This window comes from Parageobacillus sp. G301 (genome assembly GCF_030268025.1).
Lineage (GTDB): Bacteria > Bacillota > Bacilli > Bacillales > Anoxybacillaceae > Parageobacillus_B > Parageobacillus_B toebii.
The window spans coordinates 345,589-364,427 of record NZ_BSDB01000001.1 but is presented as its reverse complement, the minus strand read 5'-3'; the positions used below and the strand labels follow the sequence as shown (position 1 = coordinate 364,427).

At 39.3% G+C, this 18,839-nt stretch carries 18 protein-coding genes and 2 pseudogenes; 6 read left to right on the top strand and 14 right to left on the bottom strand.

Going from position 1 to position 18,839, the window contains the following annotated elements; genetic code table 11:
• Positions 1 to 400: 400 nt before the first annotated feature.
• Positions 401 to 1,348, top strand: coding sequence for a BC_2427 family protein (locus QSJ37_RS01990; protein WP_285753269.1), 948 nt, complete (start codon positions 401 to 403; stop codon positions 1,346 to 1,348).
• Between the two features lie 164 nt (positions 1,349 to 1,512).
• The gene (locus QSJ37_RS01985; protein WP_285753267.1) at positions 1,513 to 2,280 is read left to right on the top strand and encodes a CsxC family protein; all 768 of its coding nucleotides are present in this window, start codon (positions 1,513 to 1,515) and stop codon (positions 2,278 to 2,280) included.
• Between the two features lie 98 nt (positions 2,281 to 2,378).
• Here the strand turns inward: QSJ37_RS01985 and QSJ37_RS01980 are convergent.
• Both QSJ37_RS01980 and QSJ37_RS01975 read right to left on the bottom strand, forming a co-directional pair.
• Positions 2,379 to 2,724, bottom strand: a pseudogene (locus QSJ37_RS01980) (ferritin-like domain-containing protein); the annotation flags it as partial.
• A gap of 185 nt (positions 2,725 to 2,909) precedes the next feature.
• The gene (locus QSJ37_RS01975) at positions 2,910 to 3,410 is read right to left on the bottom strand and encodes a hypothetical protein (protein ID WP_285753265.1); all 501 of its coding nucleotides are present in this window, start codon (positions 3,408 to 3,410) and stop codon (positions 2,910 to 2,912) included.
• Positions 3,411 to 3,674: 264 nt separating this feature from the next.
• Here QSJ37_RS01975 and QSJ37_RS01970 point away from each other — a divergent pair, with 264 nt between their 5' ends.
• Positions 3,675 to 4,160 (top strand): QueT transporter family protein, encoded by a 486-nt coding sequence (locus QSJ37_RS01970; protein WP_285753263.1) that lies wholly within the window; start codon positions 3,675 to 3,677, stop codon positions 4,158 to 4,160.
• Positions 4,161 to 4,357: 197 nt separating this feature from the next.
• Here the strand turns inward: QSJ37_RS01970 and QSJ37_RS01965 are convergent, their stop codons facing one another.
• The 3 genes from QSJ37_RS01965 to QSJ37_RS01955 all read right to left on the bottom strand — a co-directional run bounded on the left by QSJ37_RS01965 (position 4,358) and on the right by QSJ37_RS01955 (position 7,328).
• A complete protein-coding gene (locus QSJ37_RS01965; RefSeq protein WP_285753261.1) occupies positions 4,358 to 5,224 on the bottom strand; it encodes a DUF3307 domain-containing protein in 867 nt (288 codons plus the stop codon).
• A 20-nt stretch (positions 5,225 to 5,244) separates the two neighbouring features.
• Complete coding sequence (locus QSJ37_RS01960; protein ID WP_285753259.1) at positions 5,245 to 5,937, bottom strand: SatD family protein; 693 nt, start codon at positions 5,935 to 5,937, stop codon at positions 5,245 to 5,247.
• Positions 5,938 to 6,101: 164 nt separating this feature from the next.
• Complete coding sequence (locus QSJ37_RS01955) at positions 6,102 to 7,328, bottom strand: DNA polymerase IV (protein WP_285753257.1); 1,227 nt, start codon at positions 7,326 to 7,328, stop codon at positions 6,102 to 6,104.
• 1,374 nt (positions 7,329 to 8,702) lie between these two features.
• Between QSJ37_RS01955 and QSJ37_RS01950 the strand changes: the two are divergent.
• Positions 8,703 to 8,780 (top strand): annotated as a pseudogene (locus QSJ37_RS01950) (DUF2243 domain-containing protein); the annotation flags it as partial.
• Positions 8,781 to 8,826: 46 nt separating this feature from the next.
• On the opposite strand, the gene QSJ37_RS01945 reads toward QSJ37_RS01950, so the two are convergent.
• Entirely contained in the window at positions 8,827 to 9,339 is a 513-nt protein-coding gene (locus QSJ37_RS01945; RefSeq protein ID WP_285753255.1) for a DUF3231 family protein, read from the bottom strand.
• Between the two features lie 783 nt (positions 9,340 to 10,122).
• On the opposite strand from QSJ37_RS01945, the gene QSJ37_RS01940 reads away from it, so the two are divergent.
• Positions 10,123 to 10,218, top strand: a complete 96-nt coding sequence (locus QSJ37_RS01940; protein ID WP_285753253.1) for a YjcZ family sporulation protein — start codon at positions 10,123 to 10,125, stop codon at positions 10,216 to 10,218.
• 140 nt (positions 10,219 to 10,358) lie between these two features.
• Here the strand turns inward: QSJ37_RS01940 and QSJ37_RS01935 are convergent, their stop codons facing one another.
• A complete protein-coding gene (locus QSJ37_RS01935) occupies positions 10,359 to 10,481 on the bottom strand; it encodes a hypothetical protein (RefSeq protein ID WP_285753251.1) in 123 nt (40 codons plus the stop codon).
• A gap of 114 nt (positions 10,482 to 10,595) precedes the next feature.
• Positions 10,596 to 10,856 carry a hypothetical protein gene (locus tag QSJ37_RS01930; RefSeq protein ID WP_285753249.1) on the bottom strand — a complete coding sequence of 87 codons (261 nt, stop codon included), beginning with the start codon at positions 10,854 to 10,856 and terminating at the stop codon, positions 10,596 to 10,598.
• A 529-nt stretch (positions 10,857 to 11,385) separates the two neighbouring features.
• Here QSJ37_RS01930 and QSJ37_RS01925 point away from each other — a divergent pair.
• A complete protein-coding gene (locus tag QSJ37_RS01925; protein WP_285753247.1) occupies positions 11,386 to 11,499 on the top strand; it encodes a tyrosine-type recombinase/integrase in 114 nt (37 codons plus the stop codon).
• A 162-nt stretch (positions 11,500 to 11,661) separates the two neighbouring features.
• Here QSJ37_RS01925 and QSJ37_RS01920 read toward each other — a convergent pair whose 3' ends face one another.
• From QSJ37_RS01920 to QSJ37_RS01895, 6 genes are all read right to left on the bottom strand, one after another.
• Positions 11,662 to 13,497 carry a M14 family metallopeptidase gene (locus QSJ37_RS01920; protein WP_285753245.1) on the bottom strand — a complete coding sequence of 612 codons (1,836 nt, stop codon included), beginning with the start codon at positions 13,495 to 13,497 and terminating at the stop codon, positions 11,662 to 11,664.
• A gap of 643 nt (positions 13,498 to 14,140) precedes the next feature.
• The gene (locus tag QSJ37_RS01915) at positions 14,141 to 15,346 is read right to left on the bottom strand and encodes an ABC transporter substrate-binding protein (protein ID WP_285753243.1); all 1,206 of its coding nucleotides are present in this window, start codon (positions 15,344 to 15,346) and stop codon (positions 14,141 to 14,143) included.
• An 80-nt stretch (positions 15,347 to 15,426) separates the two neighbouring features.
• Positions 15,427 to 16,134, bottom strand: coding sequence for an ABC transporter ATP-binding protein (locus tag QSJ37_RS01910; protein ID WP_285753241.1), 708 nt, complete (start codon positions 16,132 to 16,134; stop codon positions 15,427 to 15,429).
• Entirely contained in the window at positions 16,127 to 16,891 is a 765-nt protein-coding gene (locus QSJ37_RS01905; protein ID WP_285753239.1) for an ABC transporter ATP-binding protein, read from the bottom strand. The genes QSJ37_RS01910 and QSJ37_RS01905 overlap by 8 nt, the downstream gene beginning before the upstream one ends.
• Before the next feature lie 2 nt (positions 16,892 to 16,893).
• The gene (locus QSJ37_RS01900; protein ID WP_285754723.1) at positions 16,894 to 17,934 is read right to left on the bottom strand and encodes a branched-chain amino acid ABC transporter permease; all 1,041 of its coding nucleotides are present in this window, start codon (positions 17,932 to 17,934) and stop codon (positions 16,894 to 16,896) included.
• Complete coding sequence (locus QSJ37_RS01895; RefSeq protein ID WP_285753237.1) at positions 17,934 to 18,797, bottom strand: branched-chain amino acid ABC transporter permease; 864 nt, start codon at positions 18,795 to 18,797, stop codon at positions 17,934 to 17,936. Before QSJ37_RS01895 ends, QSJ37_RS01900 begins: the two co-directional genes overlap by 1 nt.
• Positions 18,798 to 18,839: the final 42 nt, after the last annotated feature.

Below are 18,839 nucleotides of genomic sequence, written 5' to 3'. Positions count from 1 at the left end.
ATACCAATATACGCTTCCTTGCGCCAAAATAAATTCGAGTAGAAGAAAAGGGGCCCAAAATGAATAAAGGGAATACAATCGTATATTCATCGCAAAACTAATAAAGAAAAACACTATAACGGATGCTAGTTCTCCTGTATACAGGTAAGAGAATCTCTTTACTAATTTTTGTTTCAAGATCACCTTACTATGTTGAGAAGGAGTTTTTGCTTCACAGATTTCTTCATAAAGAACTTTTCATCGCTCACGAATCCTTTTCGCATTCGCATTCACACATATCTATTGAATCTAAACGTTTTATCAAGTTTCTCTTTTTTGAATTTTCGGGAATTGTACAGGGACAAAAGCAGAAATAAAGCATAAATAATACAGTGACGACTAGTTTTGGGAGTGAAAAATAATGAAAAGGATGAACCATGAGAGAATGAAGCGAATACGTGCTAAATTTAAGCGTGATTTTCAAACTTGTCATGTCGATAAAACGAATGATAAGCCTCAAATTGATTCTGCTTTTGAACCTGTGCATACTTCTGAATCCGGCTTTGCGGATAAAATGAATCATATACCTGCTAGAGAGAATATCGATGAAACCAATCGTACTGATGATATGAATCAATACGGAACAATACGTTCTATGACTATAAAAAGCCCATTCTCTACTTTTGTAGAAATTGACGATTTTCTTCACCCTCCTATCTTTGGAGGTAAAGCACAACATACAGCTGAATTTCTTGACCTAAACAATAGACAAACTCCTCAATTAGACACGAAACTATTTCATACGACGACTTATTATCCTGAACAGCCTTATTGTCATTTGATCTGCTCTAAAATTCATGAAATTATATTCTTCACTGACACTGTTCACACCTATGGCGCGAAGAACAAAAAAAACTTTTATAAATCGGTTGTGTTTCCCGTCCATGAGAAAAAAACAAATAATCAATCTTGTACTCATCATGATTTCATACAAATTAGAGTTCCGGTTGTAGTCGGGGAATACGAAATTGAAATATGTTTAGAAGAAGATGTGATGTTTGAAGAAGAAATTATGAAAGTAAACGAAATCTCTAAAGAAGTCGTGCTGACAAATTGCAAATTCGTACCTACCCAATTTTCTTCATCATTCGGTAATGGAACATGTGCAGCATTAAAAGGAAATTTATTGATAGAAGGATATATACACCAAAATATTGAGTATACTGCAGTTTACAATAGAAATGCGGTTGCCATACAAAAAGAGCCAGCAGCTTCACGCCGATTACGCCAAAAAATCGTGTTGGATTTAATCATTCATTTACTACAAGTACAACAAGTTCGAGTCAGTTATGATGGTAAAGGCATCTAGAAAGAAAATCATCGAACGCATTGACCATTCGTGAAAATCCCTTCCTTTGATTAAAAATGAGTAAAATGATCATTGTATAAACCTATACTTTAAAATGAATGTTGAATATTGTATTAACGTAGAGCTTGAGAAAAGCTCAAAAAATAGTAAGGAGTGGATTTTTGATGAGCAACTCGCAATTTTGCAATAAGAATAAACAACCGATTTCCCCAGCTTGTCCAGTAGAAGCAAATACACAATCCCATTTTTCCGATGAAGCTACCCCGGTAGTCGCTACACCAGGTCTTACGCCAATTCTTAAAGTTCCAGTTGTACTAGCGGAAAGAACCATTCAAGTTGTTTTAGAGGCAGATATTCCGCTTGATCCGGCTGCAACTGAAATTAAGAGAGTGACAAAGAATGTATTTTTAGAACAAGTGAAATTGGTGCCTGTTAGATTTGCGCGTATTGACGACACGGACTTCTTTAGAGTCACAAGAGCCAAATTATTTGTGTCAGGTTTCATTCGCAAAGATATTGAATATGCTTCCAATGCATGTAATGGAGCACTCCTAGATAGAATTGCCGATCTTCCGTTTTCTGGTTTTGCAGAACTCCTAGAAGGCGATTTCCTCACTTTCCCAATTATCGGTATTTCAGAAGACAGCAAAGCTTTCTTCCTTAATGAGAAAAACGACTTAACTCCTCGCTTAGATAAATATTTCTTCCAAAATCTCGTCAAATATAATGAACAACCATACGGCGAGTTAATAGGCGCGAATTTCTACGAACTTGATTTTTCGCCAACTCATGTAAGCCCTGAGGGAGAGTTTAGCTCATTGCGCGAAAAAATCGTCATGGATCTTACTGTAAAAGTATTACAAGTCCAACAAATGCAAGTCGCGGCTACAGGAATAACTCCTGCTTTCCCTGAAGGTACTGTTGGTTGCTAACAAGTCTTTCATTCGGTCTGCCCATTTTTTAAAATAACGTCAGGGCTAAAAAGATGGTTAAATACATCTTTTTTCATATAATAAAAGAGCTGAATTCATTACAATTCAGCTCTTTTATTCTTTATAAAATAGTATAGGAACCAGACTGCATGATTTTGTCCATCTGCTGCTACACGGCGGAAAATTTCTTTTATATATGGATTATTCAACTCTTCAGCAATATCTAGGTAAAAATCAACAGTTTTTCGTTCATCTTCCAGGTCATATTCTAACCCTTCAACATAGGTATTAGGACATTCCTCCATAACTTTGACATCAAGCTGCATACCTGTCAGACTTACATATATTTTTTGTAAATCGTTGATAATGTTTTATTTCATCGTCACGAATTTCAAGAATTTGAACCCTTTCCTTATCCGTAGGAGCCATTTTTGCTAATTCTGCGTTTTTTCATCCAGCCATTTCCGTCGCTTGACATATTCCTCGTGAAAATATCCTAAATGAATTTCATATATCCCATTTTTGTCTTTCCATCCATCGATGACATCAACTCGTACAGTGCAAGTAAAAGCAGTTGTGAATTTTCGGTCGCAGGAAACGAGTCATTTTATCAACATCCCTTAATTTCATTATAATGGAAGAAAAAGGTGAATTATGAACACACCCACAAAAATCATCGCCGTCGTTAAATGAAATTTTCGACGAAAACCGGAAGCTTTTTTATGGCGGAGCACTCCTGCGAACAAAGTAAGTGCTAGCATGAAAATCGCAAAATATCCGGTTATCATTTTTGGATGAAAAAATCCGATTATTTCTCCCAACTGAAAAAGCATAATTCCTGCATGAAGCGCGATAAGGCTTGTTCCTGCTAAAGCAATGGGAATATGTGTCCTCATCATTTTTCGTGACAGGTTGCTTAATGCAACTTTCACGTTACGCACTTTCGATTTTCTAATGACAAGAAATATAAAGTACATGTTAACGTTAATGAGAAACAATAATATAGCTAGCTGAGCGAACAGTTTTCCTAATAAAATGACGGTGGAATCATACGAATGAACGCCCCATATATACAGTACAGAACCAATGATGAATAACACATTAATGATTATCCAAACATAATACGGCATACGAACCTCCAACGATTTCGGGATAAATAGGATGTAACAAACAGCGAGTCGTCTCCCTATACATTTTGTCACACTTTTCTTTTAGAATAACATGATTAGAATGGTATTATCCTTATTTATCCCGAAAAAGAAAACAATCATTGCATTTCCTTCTTTTCTTGATAAAATAATAAATGTTGCTTTTTTGCCACACCATTTTGCCACACCATGTATACCGATGGTGCCTTTTTTGTATATACCTTAACGATGTAAGGGGAGAAGCATATGAACATTAGAACGATCGTCGTAAACGGCATTTTAGCAGCCGTGTACATCGCGGTGACAATGCTGATTCAGCCGTTTGGATTTACTAACGTACAGTTTCGCGTGTCGGAAATGCTGAATCATCTTGTCGTGTTTAATAAAAAGTATTTCTTTGGCATTGTGTTAGGCGTCTTTTTTGCCAATCTGTTTTTCTCGCCGATGGTGGCGTACGATCTCATTTTCGGGGTCGGGCAGTCGGTTATCGCCCTTCTGATCACGATTTTTTCGATGCGGTATGTGAAAAATGTATGGGCGCGGATGGCCGTCAATACGCTGGTATTTACGTTTACGATGTTTTTGATTGCGTGGGAGTTAAAGCTGGCGTTTGACCTGCCATTCCTTTTCACGTGGCTGACGACCGCCGCAGGCGAATTTGTCGTCATGGTGGTTGGCGCGCCGATTATGTACGCGGTAAACCGGCGGGCCCATCTGGATAAATTAGTATAAATATAAAGCGGCAGGGGTTACCTGCCGCTTTTTCTTACATTAGACGAATTTAGGCCGCTAGTTTCTCTACCACTGCTATCACAATCGGTATGGTTCTTTCCTTACAACATCCCCTTCATTTTCTCAATAATCAGGAATGATGGAATGCGTTTATTAAAGATGTGATAAATGATAGTTTCATAGTCGCAAGAGCGGATTCACCAAATCTTTGAAGCAACTATTCCTAGCAAAATGCCAATAATGGCGCTTGACAAAGTACCAATAAGATAATACTCGGCAAACTGTTTATGTTCGAATTGCTTGAAACGGGTTAATGTTTTTAACGCCGCTAAAAACGCCAGTCCTTGCGGCATATCCATCATCATAAAAATAATGATCAGCGTTCGTTCTAACATGCCAATGATTTGGCCGATTTTTGCGGGAGAATCATGAAAAAATTGTTCTGTTTTTACGGTGGTAATTTCGACTTCCTGTCTTCCGTTATTCTCGTGTTTTGTTTTTACTTCAATTTTTTCATCGGATAAACGATAAATGCCTTCCTGAAGCTCATAATTTGGCACCATATTTTGTAACAAAATTTGAAGAAAATGGCCAGCGCCATAAGTGGCTAAGATGAAAACACAAATCGTAGCGACGATTTTTTCATCCGTGTCCCAACCTTCCAAAAAAGATGGTATGCCGTTTTCTAATAACCATGCTGGAATGACCATATCATAAAAAACGATCCAAATGGTTAAAAAATGAAGTATCTGGTCAATAAGAAATAAAAATGCCCGACTGCCTGTTCCTTTCAACTTATCATTCCATTTGATTTTGCCGTAGTCAATGAGATAATGACAAATAGAAATAAGCAAAATGACTTGTCCAAGCAATAGAAAAATAGAGAGATGAAATGAATGGTGCACAAACATCATCATAAGGCTGGCGATTGCCATTAAAACGATATGAATGGCGATATGTTTGCCTAGAGCGACAAGCGGTTTATCCTTTCTTTCTTTAACTAATCGATCCGATTGGAAAATAAAATCTCCCAGCAAATGCGCCACATAAAAATATACCCACAAGATGATCGCTCCTTATGCGTCTATTTTAAAAGCTTTTCATACAAAAGTAGCAATTGAGTAAAGCTGGCTTCCGCCGCTTTTACTTTTTGATAATCGGCGCGCTTTAGCAAATAACTGACAGTAGAAATGGGCGATTTGTACCCTAAATGGTTTCCAATTTTTTCGTATGTCCATTCAGGGAATTGCTCGATCAGGCGAATAACTTGTTGCTGTTTGCTTGTCCATTTTCGTTTGGTTGATAAGATAAACCCTAATAATGTATTCAACGGTTCGGAAGGAACGGATTCGGATAAAATATAAAAACTCGTCTCCGCTTCGGCTTCATTCCAAATCTTTATTTTGTCGCTCTTTTCTTTTAGGTGTTGATCTCTCGCTTCAAACGCGTATAATATTGCGCTTCCGTTTATCGCATGAACATCGGTTATATTCGTCGTTTCCAGTTTTCCAATGCCAATTCCTAGATAAAACGGGCATCGATGCAAATGAGATTGTTGCAATATATAATCAATAAGTGGATATGCGACAGCAAAGTTTCCGATGACTCCAATCAGTTCATCTCCATTTCGAATCGTAAATGGAACGAGTAAATCTTGATGGAATCGCTGATTGATCATCTGTTGATATTCGTTCAAGATACTTAGTAGACGTCCCTTTTCCATCTGTCTGGACTTTTTGACATCCGCAGCAAAACAGATAGCTGGTGTTGGTTTCATAGCATCCCTCTTTTTGTTGATGTATATGTATCAATATTACCATTGTTGTTAAAAAAACATCAACATATCTTTCTGAAACGAGTTCTCTATAATTAGCGATACATAAACTTTTCGTCTTTGAAACAAGGCAAGAACAAGGATGACTAACGCTATCACTTCTATCGTTATAACGATTTTCCATTATCACCGCTTTTGTCTCTGAAAAGTTCAGATCCTCTTTGAATAATACTATTACCGAATTTTTGTTGCAGCTGCTCAATCGTATTCCATAACGCTTCTTTTTTGGCTTCTTCTTCAAAGTGAAACAAGTCTAATTGTTTCACCGCCTCTTTTTTATCAAATACGTCTACGGCGGTAATTCCTAACAGTCTTACCGGATTGCCGTTCCAATGGCGTTTTAATAAGTAGACGGCGCGCTGAAAAATTTCTTCCGCCTCCTGGAACGGATTTCCCCATGTTTTACTGCGGGTGATCGTTTGAAAATTGCTGTAGCGGATCATAATTTGGACGGTGGAAGAGACGACGCCTTTTTGTTTCATGCGATTGCTGACGGATTGCGCCAAATCGCGCAGCACTTCAAGAAGAATCCGTTCTTCTGTCACATTGCGGGAAAGCGTTGTGGAGTTTCCGATGGATTTCCACTTTTCTCCTGATTCTGGATCAACAGGACGGGGATCAATCCCATTAGCCCACTCTTTTAATCGAACCCCATTGATGCCAAGCAAATTTTGTAATGTCACTTTTTCCGCCTTTGCCAATTCGCCAATCGTAAAAATGCCGATACTATTTAATTTTTTTGCCGTTTTGTCACCGATGCCATGCATCTTCTGAACAGGGAGAGGCCAAAGTACTTTCGGCACATCGCGTTTGCGCAGCACCGTGATGCCCAATGGTTTTTTCATGTTGCTTGCCATTTTGGCTAAAAATTTATTTGGTGCAATTCCAATGCTTACAGGAATATGTAGCGTCTGTAACAACCCTTTTTGAATTTGCTCCGCGATATCCAACGGTGAACCAAGCAAATAACAATCGGTGATATCCAAGTATCCTTCGTCTATCGAAGCGCGCTCTAAAACGGGTGTAAACGTTGCTAAAAACTGAAATACTTTCTCACTTATCTCGCGGTATAAATGAAAATCGGGTTTTAGAACAACAAGTTGCGGGCACCTTTTCTTCGCTTCCCATAATGGCATTGTCGTATAAATACCAAAACGCTGTTTCGCGATATAGTTCGCCGCTAACACAACTCCTTTTCGTTCTTTCGGATCTCCCGCTACAACAACCGCTTTTCCTTTTAATGAGGGGTCTCGAGCGATTTCGCAGCTGGCGAAAAACGAATTACAGTCGACATGGAAAATTACTCGGCTTCGCTTTTGGTACGTTGCCTCCATGTTATTTTTCCCCTTTTTTAAACTGCTCCCACTTTCACTTTGTTTAGATAATCCCTTCTAACGAAGAGAAGTTGACCAAGCTCTATGTACCGTTTCAGCAATGAATGAGAGTTCCTTGTACGTTGGACTCAACATGCTGGCGTATTGCGAAAGCTTAGCTTTTCGATCAGCGTGAATGTATGATGGTGGAAAGTTTCACGTAACATCCCCTTTCTCCATCTCTTTCTTGTTCAAAAAACAATCTGCATAAGATAATTCAATTATAGCACATATGTTCGTTATTTTCTACGTTATGGCGATTCCTCTTCCCACTTCTATTGGTTTACACCCCGCCCCAATTAGAAGTGGGAGTCATCCCGCATGGAAAAACCATTTCTTCCATTCATTTACTTTGTTGATTATTTGCTTTTTTGTTTTCATTGATTATTTAGAACATAGTTTAAATAAATAATTTTATTCTATAAAACAGCCTCTTACAGTTCAAAAATGAACGATAAGAGGCTGTCTTTGGCGCTTTGTTAATAATAAATTTTGTTAAACCGCATTTGCCAGCATGACTAGAATAGAAGAATATGATGGTTAATTGTATCGAAATACTCTAATCCTATTCATTCAATTACAGTAAATAGAGCAACCCACTTCGCTATATAAAAAATTTGTTGTAGTGCAGTATCTAGATAATTAGATAAGTAAATCAATGTTGCAGGAACCATAATAAACAAAAGATATACAAAATAAGCTGCTGTATCTCCTAACATTTCTGCACCTTTCATTTTCCATAGATGAAAATGAAACAGGGCAATCACTTTATATGTGAGATTGGCAACAGCTACATATAGCAAAGTTGAATAATATTTCTCAATGTTTTTCCAATCTCCCCTACGCCAAAATGCTAATAAGCACTACATCGCAATTATAACCTCAAACATGCTACGCACTCCTGCATTTTCCTTATCAAACTATTATCCCCATTTATTCAATAAAAAATTCTTTACAAATTATTCCTATTGAACCAAACTGATCCTTAAAATAAAAACGCCACCCCGATCCGGAGTGACACTCTGCTTCAACATATCCACGACACCATCATAGCATGTCCGAAACAAAATAATCTGTCATTTTTCTGCCAAAATTCTGCCGTTTTCCTGTCACTATGTTTTCTACATAATTTACATTATGTTGAATTAATTTTTGTTCTGTTTATTTATAAGGGCAATTTTCCTGCTAATCTTGATTATAACTTGTTTATTTGGGGAAAGATGGGGGAAGAAACGATGTGAAGGTGTAAGTGCGGAATGAAACGAAGGAGGATCGTATGACTGCTGAAAACGTGAATTTAAAAATCATTCAAATTATGCAACTCGATCTGCAAACTCGGCTCGTAATCTATGGTCAGGCCTCCTGTTCGGTCTTGGTCTAGTCGCCTTTATTGATGAAACTATTTTTCATCAACGCCAATCATAAAAAACAAAAGCTTGCGCAATCGCAAGCTTTTAGATTAACAATCCGAACTTTTCACATTGAGCGGTGGTGGAACTAGCCAACCTTTTTCTTTGTTCATTCTAAGCAATTTAGCGCCATATTGCGCTTTTTTCATGTGAAATTGACCATACATTAGAGCAATATCTTCCCTGATGCACTGCCCCATAATTGTACTACATGCCACTAAGCCGGCTGCAATATCTTTACTAAGCATTGCAGCAATTTCCGGGTCAGTAAATCTCGCGCCTGCAGGAATATCTTCCAAGCATGCTTTTGGCCGTTCTGGCGGTGATGGCGGAAGTGCTATTCCATTTTCTTTTAACAAGTTTTCTGTTTCTTGTATTTCCGGTTTTAGAACGTTTTCGATACTATCCTCGATAAATTTTTTTAAATCCTCATCACCTGTATGGTTAAGCAATGTTTGATATCCGGCTAATAATCCTTTAGCCGTCAGTAAATACGACCATACACCAAATACTTCTCCGTAGTGCATCGGCTCTTCTTTTGGATTACCGCTTAAAATTCCCATAATAACCCTCCTAACAAAATCATATTTTCTTTAGATAATATGGATTAATTGAAATACAATTATGCAAAGAAAAGTGAAGTTTTCAAAAAACTTATTGCGTTATTGGAAAACAGTGCAATTTTTGTACAAAAACTGTTAGATGATGGTACTGTCAAAATGACCTTGTTTCTTTTTACAATCTCGGCTCCTCCGCATCCAGCCTTCGAATGAGCTTTTTCAGATCTTCGATAAGCAATTCCCTCAAATACACTTCATTACTCATGACCTTGCAGAGAATATTCGTAGCCATGAGTTTTAGCTCGATAAACGTGCATTTGTCTTCCCAGTTCATCTGTATCACCTCATGGTTAGTATGAGGTGTAAGAGACAGAACTGTCATTTTGTTTCTTAAATGTGTTCTTTGGCTTCTTTCTGCCCCTTATTCACACCATGCCGTGTAATGCTCAAAAAATTCATCTTGATCGTCAAATTCCTTTAAACAGTTAGGGCAAATGAACATTATTTTTCCTCCTTTACAAGCTTCTCAATTCGTACATCGTCCCACCCGTATAGAAAAAGCCTTCTGGCTGTTCAGCTCCTCATTTTCAAGAAAATCAAAAATCGAAAGTTGCTGCATTTTTTCACCTCCCGTTTCAACAAAATGCTAAACTGATCCATCGTTTTTTTTATTACCTGTATATTCGTTTAATTCTTCAAATAAACAAAATCTAGATGTTTGTCTTATACAAACTCGCTATGTTTTACATAGGATGTACTATCCTTTTAAAACAGGAGGTTTACAAAATGTCAGGTGGCTTTAGATTCAACTTTGCTTTAATTGTTGTACTGTTTATCCTTTTAATTATTATTGGATGTAGTTGTTTCTTTGGTGGTTACTAATCTAGAATCTGTTTTAAATTTATAGGACGGGTCATTTAGATCCGTCCTTTTTTGTTTTCATTTATTTTTCCTCTTGAATAACTAGGGCAACACAATGCTATTTTTGTTTCCTCCCATACCTTTTCCAGCAATTGTTCTCCTCACTCAATAAAGTCGAAGACATTCATTTGCTCGAATGTTTCATTCTTTTCCTCTTTTGTTTCACATTCAAGCGCTTCTGTTTCAAAAATAACCTCATTTGTTTCATTTTCTTCCTCATCCACTTCTCGAAACTCCGCGAACCAGTGTAACGGGAAGCAACCGACGCACTTTTTTATTGTTTATTGCGGTAAACATACGCATGTGTCCTTGCCGGCTGTAAATAATACGTCCCTAACTTATCGCTTCCTCCAAACGAGCTTGGCTGCATGGATTTTTGAACTGTCCAATACCGGAACATTGTCCGCAGATGGCTCCGGCGGCCATTCATCTTCTTGGATGAGCTTAAATAACGATTTATGAAAACATCCTTTGTGGGCGCTTGCTCGTGAAAAATTTGAAACGTAGTAATGGTCAACGCCGTTTGAAAACAAAAAATACTTTTTCCCTTTCTCCAAAATCGTTGCCGATCCGGTATCTATACAAACTCCTTGCAACATGCTTTCACCTTCTTTTACAGTTTCGTCGAGAAGCGTAACATTGCATTTACCTCCAAGAGACATAGGGCGAATAGTTAATATTGTCTCATCTTTTACAACTCCATTTATTTTTTTTATATACCTCGTGACATCTGTCCGTTTCAAAAAGCCCCACTAGTACATTTAATGTTTATAGATATTTATAGGAGGTGATTTTCCATGTTTTGTCCTAGACCAGTTATATGTCCACCTAGATGTGTGGTGCGCGACTGTTTCATTCCTCGTGTAGTTCCTTATATCCATCCAGTTGTACATGTTAATCGTTACAATATCGTCAATGTTCCTAGACATATTTATAGACCTATCACAAGAAACGTAGTTGTTGACCCTGGATACCCTACTCATTGCTGCTAATCAACACGAATGCCCCACTTTTATCAAGTGGGGCATTTTGTGGAGTAACTAAGAAGGAAAAAATGATTTATATATTAATATGTATCGAATACGTAACACAATGCTTTTGGTGTTTGATGGAGAAGTTCTGTAAAATATGGAGGAGAAAGTAAACTTATCTCCAATAAATCCGCATGCACTTCGTCATACCCATGCGGTCATGCTGCTTGAAAGTGGAGTAGATGTCAAAACAGTTGGCGATCAAAAATAAATATGACCGCCGATGTTTATTACATGTTTCGGGGAAACAAGAGGAGGAAAATTGGGGAGATATTTAGATTAGGTGAGGAAAAGGATATATAAAACAGCCCCTTACAGTTCAAAAATGAACGGCAAGAGGCTGTATTGGGCGCTTTGTTAATAATAAATTTTGTTAAACCGCATTTGCCAGCATGATTGGAATAGAATTATTTTTGCTCCAAATGGAAGGGAAATATTTTAAAGGTACAGGGCCTTCTCCGACATATGGAGCTACTTCAATAGTGAATCCTGGTCGTTTGAATCGAATGACAAACCAATCTTTATAACCGCCGCCGCTTGGGTTTTTCTGTGGCTTTACTAATGAGTATTTCGTTTTCTTCGATAGCATCAAGGCAAGCTGATAATCCCGCTGCGCTTGTTCTGTCGATTGATGGAAATGCCAATAAATAATTTGTCCAGAAGAGTGGTAGGAAACGGTAGTTAGAAAATTATGCGCAAGTGTAAAGTCCCGCATTGCCTGCGCTTCCGGCTCACTATATGGACGCGGTCCTTTATAATTTTTGAACCACGGCTTTCCAGGATTGCAACAAATCGTGCTCCAATATGCATCATATTGTCTGTTTAAATCAACCCCGCGAATATTCGCTTTCCAAGCGGAGAAATCTTTTTTGCCGTTATTAATTTTTAAAACTAGTGCAGAATTTTTTACCGCTTTATATCCTTTTTGCACAAGTGTCACACCATCTGGATTAACCATCGGCACAAACCAAATAGATGTGTTATCCAATGTTTTTCTAATACTATAGTTATCCATTTTTTGATTGTTGCTGTAAGCAAATGAGTAAGTGTCAATCATTTCCATTACTAAATTTGTCGTAATATGTTCACGGGCATGGTGGGAAGCATTGACGAAAATTTCCCTCTTGCCATTTCCTAATTTTATGGCATAAATATTTCTTCCTTCTACTGAATGACCGATAATTTGCGTTTGGATGAGTCCCGGATAAAAAGATTGCAAACGTTGAATGTCTCTTTGCATTTGTTCGTATGTATATGTTTGATTTGGATTGACAATACCTTTGCTATCAACTTTATCGTTTACTGCATCCTTTGATAAATATGCCATTTTCCCAGCGATGATAATTTGATAGAAATTACCTACGAGTTTTTTTGCCGCAAACACTTGTCCAGGTTGGATCGTTGCAACAGCGGCGCTCGTTTTTGATGTTGACTGATAAACATCTGTTTTTTTCCCTACTTTCACTAAATACGTAAATGGCACTGAGGAAACAGGGGTAATTTTCTGTGTGATTGGTTTTATTCCTGTCTTTGGAACATATCCAGTCAACTGACCGAACTCAATCACATGCCACTGTCCATTATATTCACTTTTGCTATAGAACGTTTGGCCTTTTTTTAATAAACCGACTTCTACCAATTTTCCTGACTTATTATAGTAGACAGGGACGGAGTTCACTGCTACTTGGAACGATTTATCATTTTGCGGAAAAACAAAATGAACACTATTTTTATCTATGTATGCTTTTCTTCCAGCAACAATAATTTGATAAAAGTTATCGTTTTCACCGAGCATCGAGAATTTCACGTTTTTTTCAATTGTAGCTAATTCTTTTCTTTGTGCTCCTTGAAAATAGTAAACGGGTGCAGATTTTATTGCATACATTTGAAAATACGTTTTATTCCCTTTTTCGATAAAAAGCGAGCGGTCCAATTTTTCGACTGGCTTAACACTTTCTTTTAAAATGTAGGCCGTCTCTTCCCCGATTTGCACAGTATAATATTTTTCATCAAGCGAAGATAACACTTTTAATTGCTCACTTGCCTTTAATGTTCCAATTTTGATAAATGCACTTCCTTGTTTTTTATAAACATCTGTCTCTTTCGCCGTTTCCACGAAAGCTTCTTCCGCTTTCACCGAAACATTATGAAAAAAGATAAAAGACATGAAACAAATGAAAGCAGTCAGATAGATTTTTGCTATGTTCATATGTTTCTCCTTTCTCCCAAATATATGTAATTGATTACTTTAACGAAGTTTGCTCTCATTTCGACGCTGGACCAATCATGCTTTTCTGCAGCCGAGAAAAACGATGCTCCCCTCTTTGCTATAGGTCTTTTATCACAAAACAGGGAATTTAAAAACACAGCCTATTTCTCTAAAACAATATCACCGCCTTTTTTCCTAGGTGTTAGCAATAAAAATTTTAAACGTTATAGACTAATAGTTCAAGAAAAAAAAGGAATAGAATGAAATAAATGTACTAATTGACTTTGCTATGTTTATTTTCTATAGAATTCCTGTTGATTATTTAGAATATAGTTCTTTATTAATGGTAAATAATACTAGTATACAACAGAACGAAACAATATTTAGCAGTACCGCCTTTGTTGGATATACCATTGGCGATTTTTTCATCCGTATATTTCGTTTAGTTAATTAGTATTTAGCGGCTGGAATATTTCTATTAAAATGCGGAAGAATTTTACGTATACCACAGAAAAGAATCGAAGAGTGCGAATATGGGCCTGCCCGTTTCAAATCCCATCATCAAGATGCCGAGGAAGATTGAAATAATAAAATGGAGATGACAGCTCAACTCTCATCCCCATTTTTTATCTTTGGTGTTCTCTTATTTCAGTTTTATTGGCACAATCTTGCCGTTTTCTATGGCCGCGACGCTTTGTTTCGATTCAAATCCGCCGTCATCTCCGATTTTTGGAACCACATATACCTGTTTGTCCTTTGGAATATGTTTAAGGCCCTCTTGCATATGTTTGCGGATGGCAATAGGGTCATCCACCGTGCCTGCTGCTTTCATTGCTTCGACAAACGCATACATCGCCAAATAGTTAAAACCAGCTTCTGATCCTGGCTCTTCATTGAACTTGGCGCGGTAATTTTTCACAAACGACGGAACTCCCGGACCGTCTGATTCCACTAATGGCATGACGCCAATGGATCCTTCAAGCACATCGTAAGATCCCGTTACTTTTTTCATTTCGTCCAGCTTCGCTTGATCCATAATGATAAAGCCGCCTTTAAATCCAAGCTCCCGTGCTTGTTTCGCCACTTTTGCCGTTGGTTCCGACGGGCCGCCGATAAATAAAACATCCGGCTTTTCTTTTAACGCATTGGTGACAATCGTAAAGAAGTCCGTATCTTTGGAAAAGTCGATCGACGTTTTATAAACAACTTCTCCCCCCTGCTTTTCCCAATATGGAAGCAACGTTTCCGTCCAGTCTTTTCCGTATTGCGAAGCGGTTGGCAACGCGGCAATTTTTTTGCCGAAGCGCTTCATCGCATAATCAGTAAACGTCGCCACATAGCTGTCATAGCGCGGTGGTATTCTTACCGTCAGCGAATTCCCTGTTTGCGTAATTTTCGGCTCGCTCGTATAAGCGCCGATAATAAACTTGTCAGTTTCGTTAAATACTTGCAACGCCATGACTCCGCCGCTGTGCGGAGTAAACACGATCGGTGTGTGGTGTTCTTGGACTAGGCGTTTTGCATTCGATGCCGTTTCGTTCGGCAAATACTTATCATCAAGTGCGACGATATTTAATTTATATTTTTTTCCATTCACTTCAAATCCGCCGCTATTGTTAATTTCCTCGGCAGCCATTTTCAGCCCGCTTAACGTCCGTTTTCCGTAATAAGCGGCAGGACCGCTTAGCGGGCCGCTATATCCAATGTTAACGGTATTGGCATCTCCGCCACCGCTTGTCTCTTTGTCTCCGCTCGCTGTATCTCCTGTTGTAGAGTTGTTGCAAGCAGCCAATGCGATTATCATTACCGACATGAGGATGGCCGTGAAAAATAACTTCATTTTGTTCATCGTATCCCCCCTATTTTCTAATAGCATAAATTATTAAAAATATTCAGATTATTAATCACCTATCCATTCATCACCTCCTTTTAAGTTCCGATATATGCTTTGCGAACGTCGTCATTCGCGAATAATTGCTCGGATGTTCCTTCTACCACAATCGTTCCATTTTCAAATACATAACCTTTATGGGCAATGCTAAGCGCCGCGTGGGCGTTTTGCTCCGCCAGTAAAATCGTCGTTCCTTCTTGATTGATTCGCGCAATGATTTGAAACATTTGTTCCACGATCAGCGGTGCCAAGCCGATGGACGGTTCATCCAAAAGCAATAGCTTCGGGTGCGACATTAACGCCCTGCCGATCGCCAGCATTTGCTGCTGGCCGCCGCTTAGTGCCCCGGCTGGATCGTTCCGTTTTTCTTGTAAAATTGGAAACAGTTCATACACATGTTGCAGCGACTGCTTGATCTTTTCCTTCTCTTTTCGGTAAATGTAGGCACCCATCAATAAATTTTCATAAACTGTCATGCGCGGAAACAATTTTCTTCCTTCGGCACATTGGACGATCCCTAATTGTACGATGCGGTCCGGGGAAAGATGATCGATCCGCTCCCCTTGAAAAACAATTTCACCCTCGGAAAGTTTGTTTAATCCACTAATCGTGCGGAAAACCGTGCTCTTTCCCGCCCCGTTTGAGCCTAACAGAACAACGATTTCGCCCGGCTCGACGGTAATGTTTACATTTTTGACGGCGGTAAAGCTGCCGTACTGGACGGATACGTTCCTTAATTCAAGCAATCGCGCTCCCTCCTAAGTATGCTTTAATGACGGCTTCATTGTTTTGAATTTCCTCTGGCGTTCCTTCAGCGATTTTTTCCCCATAATTTAAAACCATAATTTTATGGGCAATTTTCATGATCATCGACATTTTATGTTCAATGAGACATACGGTAATTCCGTGGTCCACTATCTTGACAATCAATTGTTCCAACCCTTCCGTTTCATCCGGATTGACGCCTGCGGCCGGTTCGTCGAGAAGGATAATCTCTGGTTCCGTCGCAAGCGCCAGTGCAAAAGCGGCGCGTTTTTTCTGCTCTTGTGAAATATTGGCGACTATTTTATCAGCGACATCGGTTAAACCGACAAACTCCAACACTTCCATAGCTTTTTCCTTGCACTCGGCTTCTTCACTTTTTAACCGTTTTGTCCGGAAAACGGCGTCGAATAAGTTAGAAGAAGTTCTCAACCGATGGCCGACCATGACGTTATCGAATACGGTAGATTGTTCAAACAAATGGGTCGTTTGAAACGTGCGGGCAATCCCAAGCTTAGCCCGCTGATTGGCGGGGAGGCGGGTAATATCCTGCCCTTTAAAAATGATCTGACCGGATGTCGGTTTATAAAACCCGCTGATCAGATTAAAAAATGTCGTTTTTCCCGCTCCGTTCGGTCCGATAATCGCATTTACTTTCCCTTTTTCGACGGAAAAGCTCACATCATTAACAGCTACCAACCCGCCGAACCGTTTCGTCAACTTCTGGATTTCAAGCAACATGCTCATCCCTCCTTGACCTGCTTTTCGTTTCCGGAATGACGGGCAACGACAAAGTGATTGGCAGCATGCGCCGTCTGTGCTTGTCGGTTGCTGCTTTTTTCTGCTTGTCTTGCCCTCCATCGGATTACTCCTCCGACAATGCCTTGCGGATAAAAGATGACAAGAAGTGTCAACACCGGGCCAAAGATCAGCATCCGATAGTCTTGTAAAAATTGCAGCTGCTGGGATAGAAACGTAATCAACAACGTACCGACGACCGGTCCGGCCATCGTTCCGATGCCGCCGACAAGCAAATACGTAAGCAAATCAAACATCACGGAAATATAGCTGATATCCGGTCCAAGAAAGCGGATAAAGGAAGCGTACAGTGCTCCTGCCAAGGAAGTGAAAAAGACCGATAAGACGAAGGATGTTAATTTATTTTTCATCGTGGAAATGCCGATCGCTAGCGCCAGATCTTCGCTGTTGCGAATCGCAGTATACGTTCTTCCCGCCAGCGAGTAAATGATGCGGTGCATGACAAAAATGACGAGAAGCAAGAAGAACAGCACTAAATAGTATTGCGACACAGGAGCCTGGAACGAAATCGGACCGATGTTTGCCGGTACAGGAATGCCAATGAATCCGCGCACCCCTCCCGTCAAGCTGTCCCATTTATCGATGACAAGGTAAATAATATACCCGACACATAACGTATAAATGGCGAAAAAGTGTTCCTTTGTCCGCAATGCAACTAAACCGATGAGCAAGCCGAGCAAACAGGAAACAAGACAGGACAAAAGAAACGCCAGCCAAAAATGCAATCCTGCTTTGACTGTTAAAATCGCGAGCGTATAAGCGCCAATAGCAAAAAATCCCGCATGGGCAAGCGATAAATAACCCGTATAGCCGGCAAACAAGTTTAATCCGTAAACAGCGATCATCCAAATAAACGAGATCGTCATCATGTGCAAATAATAGTTGTTAGGAATCAAGAAAGGAAAGACAAGCGCAAACGAAACCGCCAATATGAGCCATTTCTTCTGTTTTAGCACCGCCGTCATCATTGTCCCTCCTTGGCAAATAGTCCAGTCGGTTTTACCGTTAAAATAATGACGAGTATGACAAAGGCGATAATGTCTTTATAATCGTTGGAAATATAAGTCGCGCCTAAACTTTCACTAAATCCTAAAATATATCCCCCGATAATCGCTCCAGGGATGCTGCCCATTCCGCCAAGAATAATAATGACAAACGCTTTTAAAATGACGAGATGGCCCATGCCCGGAAAGACAAGATTAATCGGAGACGCCAAGGAGGCGGCGAGCGCCGCGAGACTGCCGGAAATCATAAATGTCATCATCGCGACTTTGTTCGTGTTAATGCCGACTAAATTCGCCCCTTCTCGGTTTTGCGACATCGCGATAATTGAGGCGCCGATAAACGTCTTTTTTAGAAAGAAATAAAGCAAAATCATAATGACAATCGTGGAAACAATGATGAGGACTCGCTGCATTGTTAAGGTGAGACCAAGTACATTAATGACATTTCCATAAGGTGTGGACATTGTTTGGTAGTCTGCTCCCCATACAAATTGGGCGAACGCTTCCAAAAATAAGAGGATGCCGATTGCTGCGATTTTATCATGAAGGGGTGGAGCGTCACGGAGTGGATAAAAGACAAGCCGTTCCATCAGTACGCCGAGCAATCCGATCACAATCATTGAAATGATAATGGCCATCCAATACGGAAGCCCCGCCTGATTCATCATCGTTAACGTCACATAGCCGCCCATCATATAAAGCGCTCCATGGGCGAAATTCGGAATGTGCAAAATTCCGTAAACAAGCGTTAATCCTAAGGCGACCAAGCTGTAAACGCTTCCAACAGTCAGCCCATTTAACAATTGTTGGATCAATAATTCCATCCATTTCCCCCCTTGGTTTAGCTTGTTTATTGAAATTTATTT

What these genes read in the sequence shown, in the direction of transcription:
- QSJ37_RS01920 (WP_285753245.1), bottom strand. Translation starts at nt 13,497, where the DNA reads ATGAACATAGCAAAAATCTATCTGACTGCTTTCATTTGTTTCATGTCT.
- QSJ37_RS01900 (WP_285754723.1), bottom strand. Translation starts at nt 17,934, where the DNA reads ATGACGGCGGTGCTAAAACAGAAGAAATGGCTCATATTGGCGGTTTCG.
- QSJ37_RS01930 (WP_285753249.1), bottom strand. Translation starts at nt 10,856, where the DNA reads ATGTTGCAAGGAGTTTGTATAGATACCGGATCGGCAACGATTTTGGAG.
- QSJ37_RS01990 (WP_285753269.1), top strand. Translation starts at nt 401, where the DNA reads ATGAAAAGGATGAACCATGAGAGAATGAAGCGAATACGTGCTAAATTT.
- QSJ37_RS01960 (WP_285753259.1), bottom strand. Translation starts at nt 5,937, where the DNA reads ATGAAACCAACACCAGCTATCTGTTTTGCTGCGGATGTCAAAAAGTCC.
- QSJ37_RS01905 (WP_285753239.1), bottom strand. Translation starts at nt 16,891, where the DNA reads ATGTTGCTTGAAATCCAGAAGTTGACGAAACGGTTCGGCGGGTTGGTA.
- QSJ37_RS01940 (WP_285753253.1), top strand. Translation starts at nt 10,123, where the DNA reads ATGTCAGGTGGCTTTAGATTCAACTTTGCTTTAATTGTTGTACTGTTT.
- QSJ37_RS01970 (WP_285753263.1), top strand. Translation starts at nt 3,675, where the DNA reads ATGAACATTAGAACGATCGTCGTAAACGGCATTTTAGCAGCCGTGTAC.
- QSJ37_RS01915 (WP_285753243.1), bottom strand. Translation starts at nt 15,346, where the DNA reads ATGAACAAAATGAAGTTATTTTTCACGGCCATCCTCATGTCGGTAATG.
- QSJ37_RS01895 (WP_285753237.1), bottom strand. Translation starts at nt 18,797, where the DNA reads ATGGAATTATTGATCCAACAATTGTTAAATGGGCTGACTGTTGGAAGC.
- QSJ37_RS01955 (WP_285753257.1), bottom strand. Translation starts at nt 7,328, where the DNA reads ATGGAGGCAACGTACCAAAAGCGAAGCCGAGTAATTTTCCATGTCGAC.
- QSJ37_RS01985 (WP_285753267.1), top strand. Translation starts at nt 1,513, where the DNA reads ATGAGCAACTCGCAATTTTGCAATAAGAATAAACAACCGATTTCCCCA.
- QSJ37_RS01925 (WP_285753247.1), top strand. Translation starts at nt 11,386, where the DNA reads ATGGAGGAGAAAGTAAACTTATCTCCAATAAATCCGCATGCACTTCGT.
- QSJ37_RS01945 (WP_285753255.1), bottom strand. Translation starts at nt 9,339, where the DNA reads ATGGGAATTTTAAGCGGTAATCCAAAAGAAGAGCCGATGCACTACGGA.
- QSJ37_RS01975 (WP_285753265.1), bottom strand. Translation starts at nt 3,410, where the DNA reads ATGCCGTATTATGTTTGGATAATCATTAATGTGTTATTCATCATTGGT.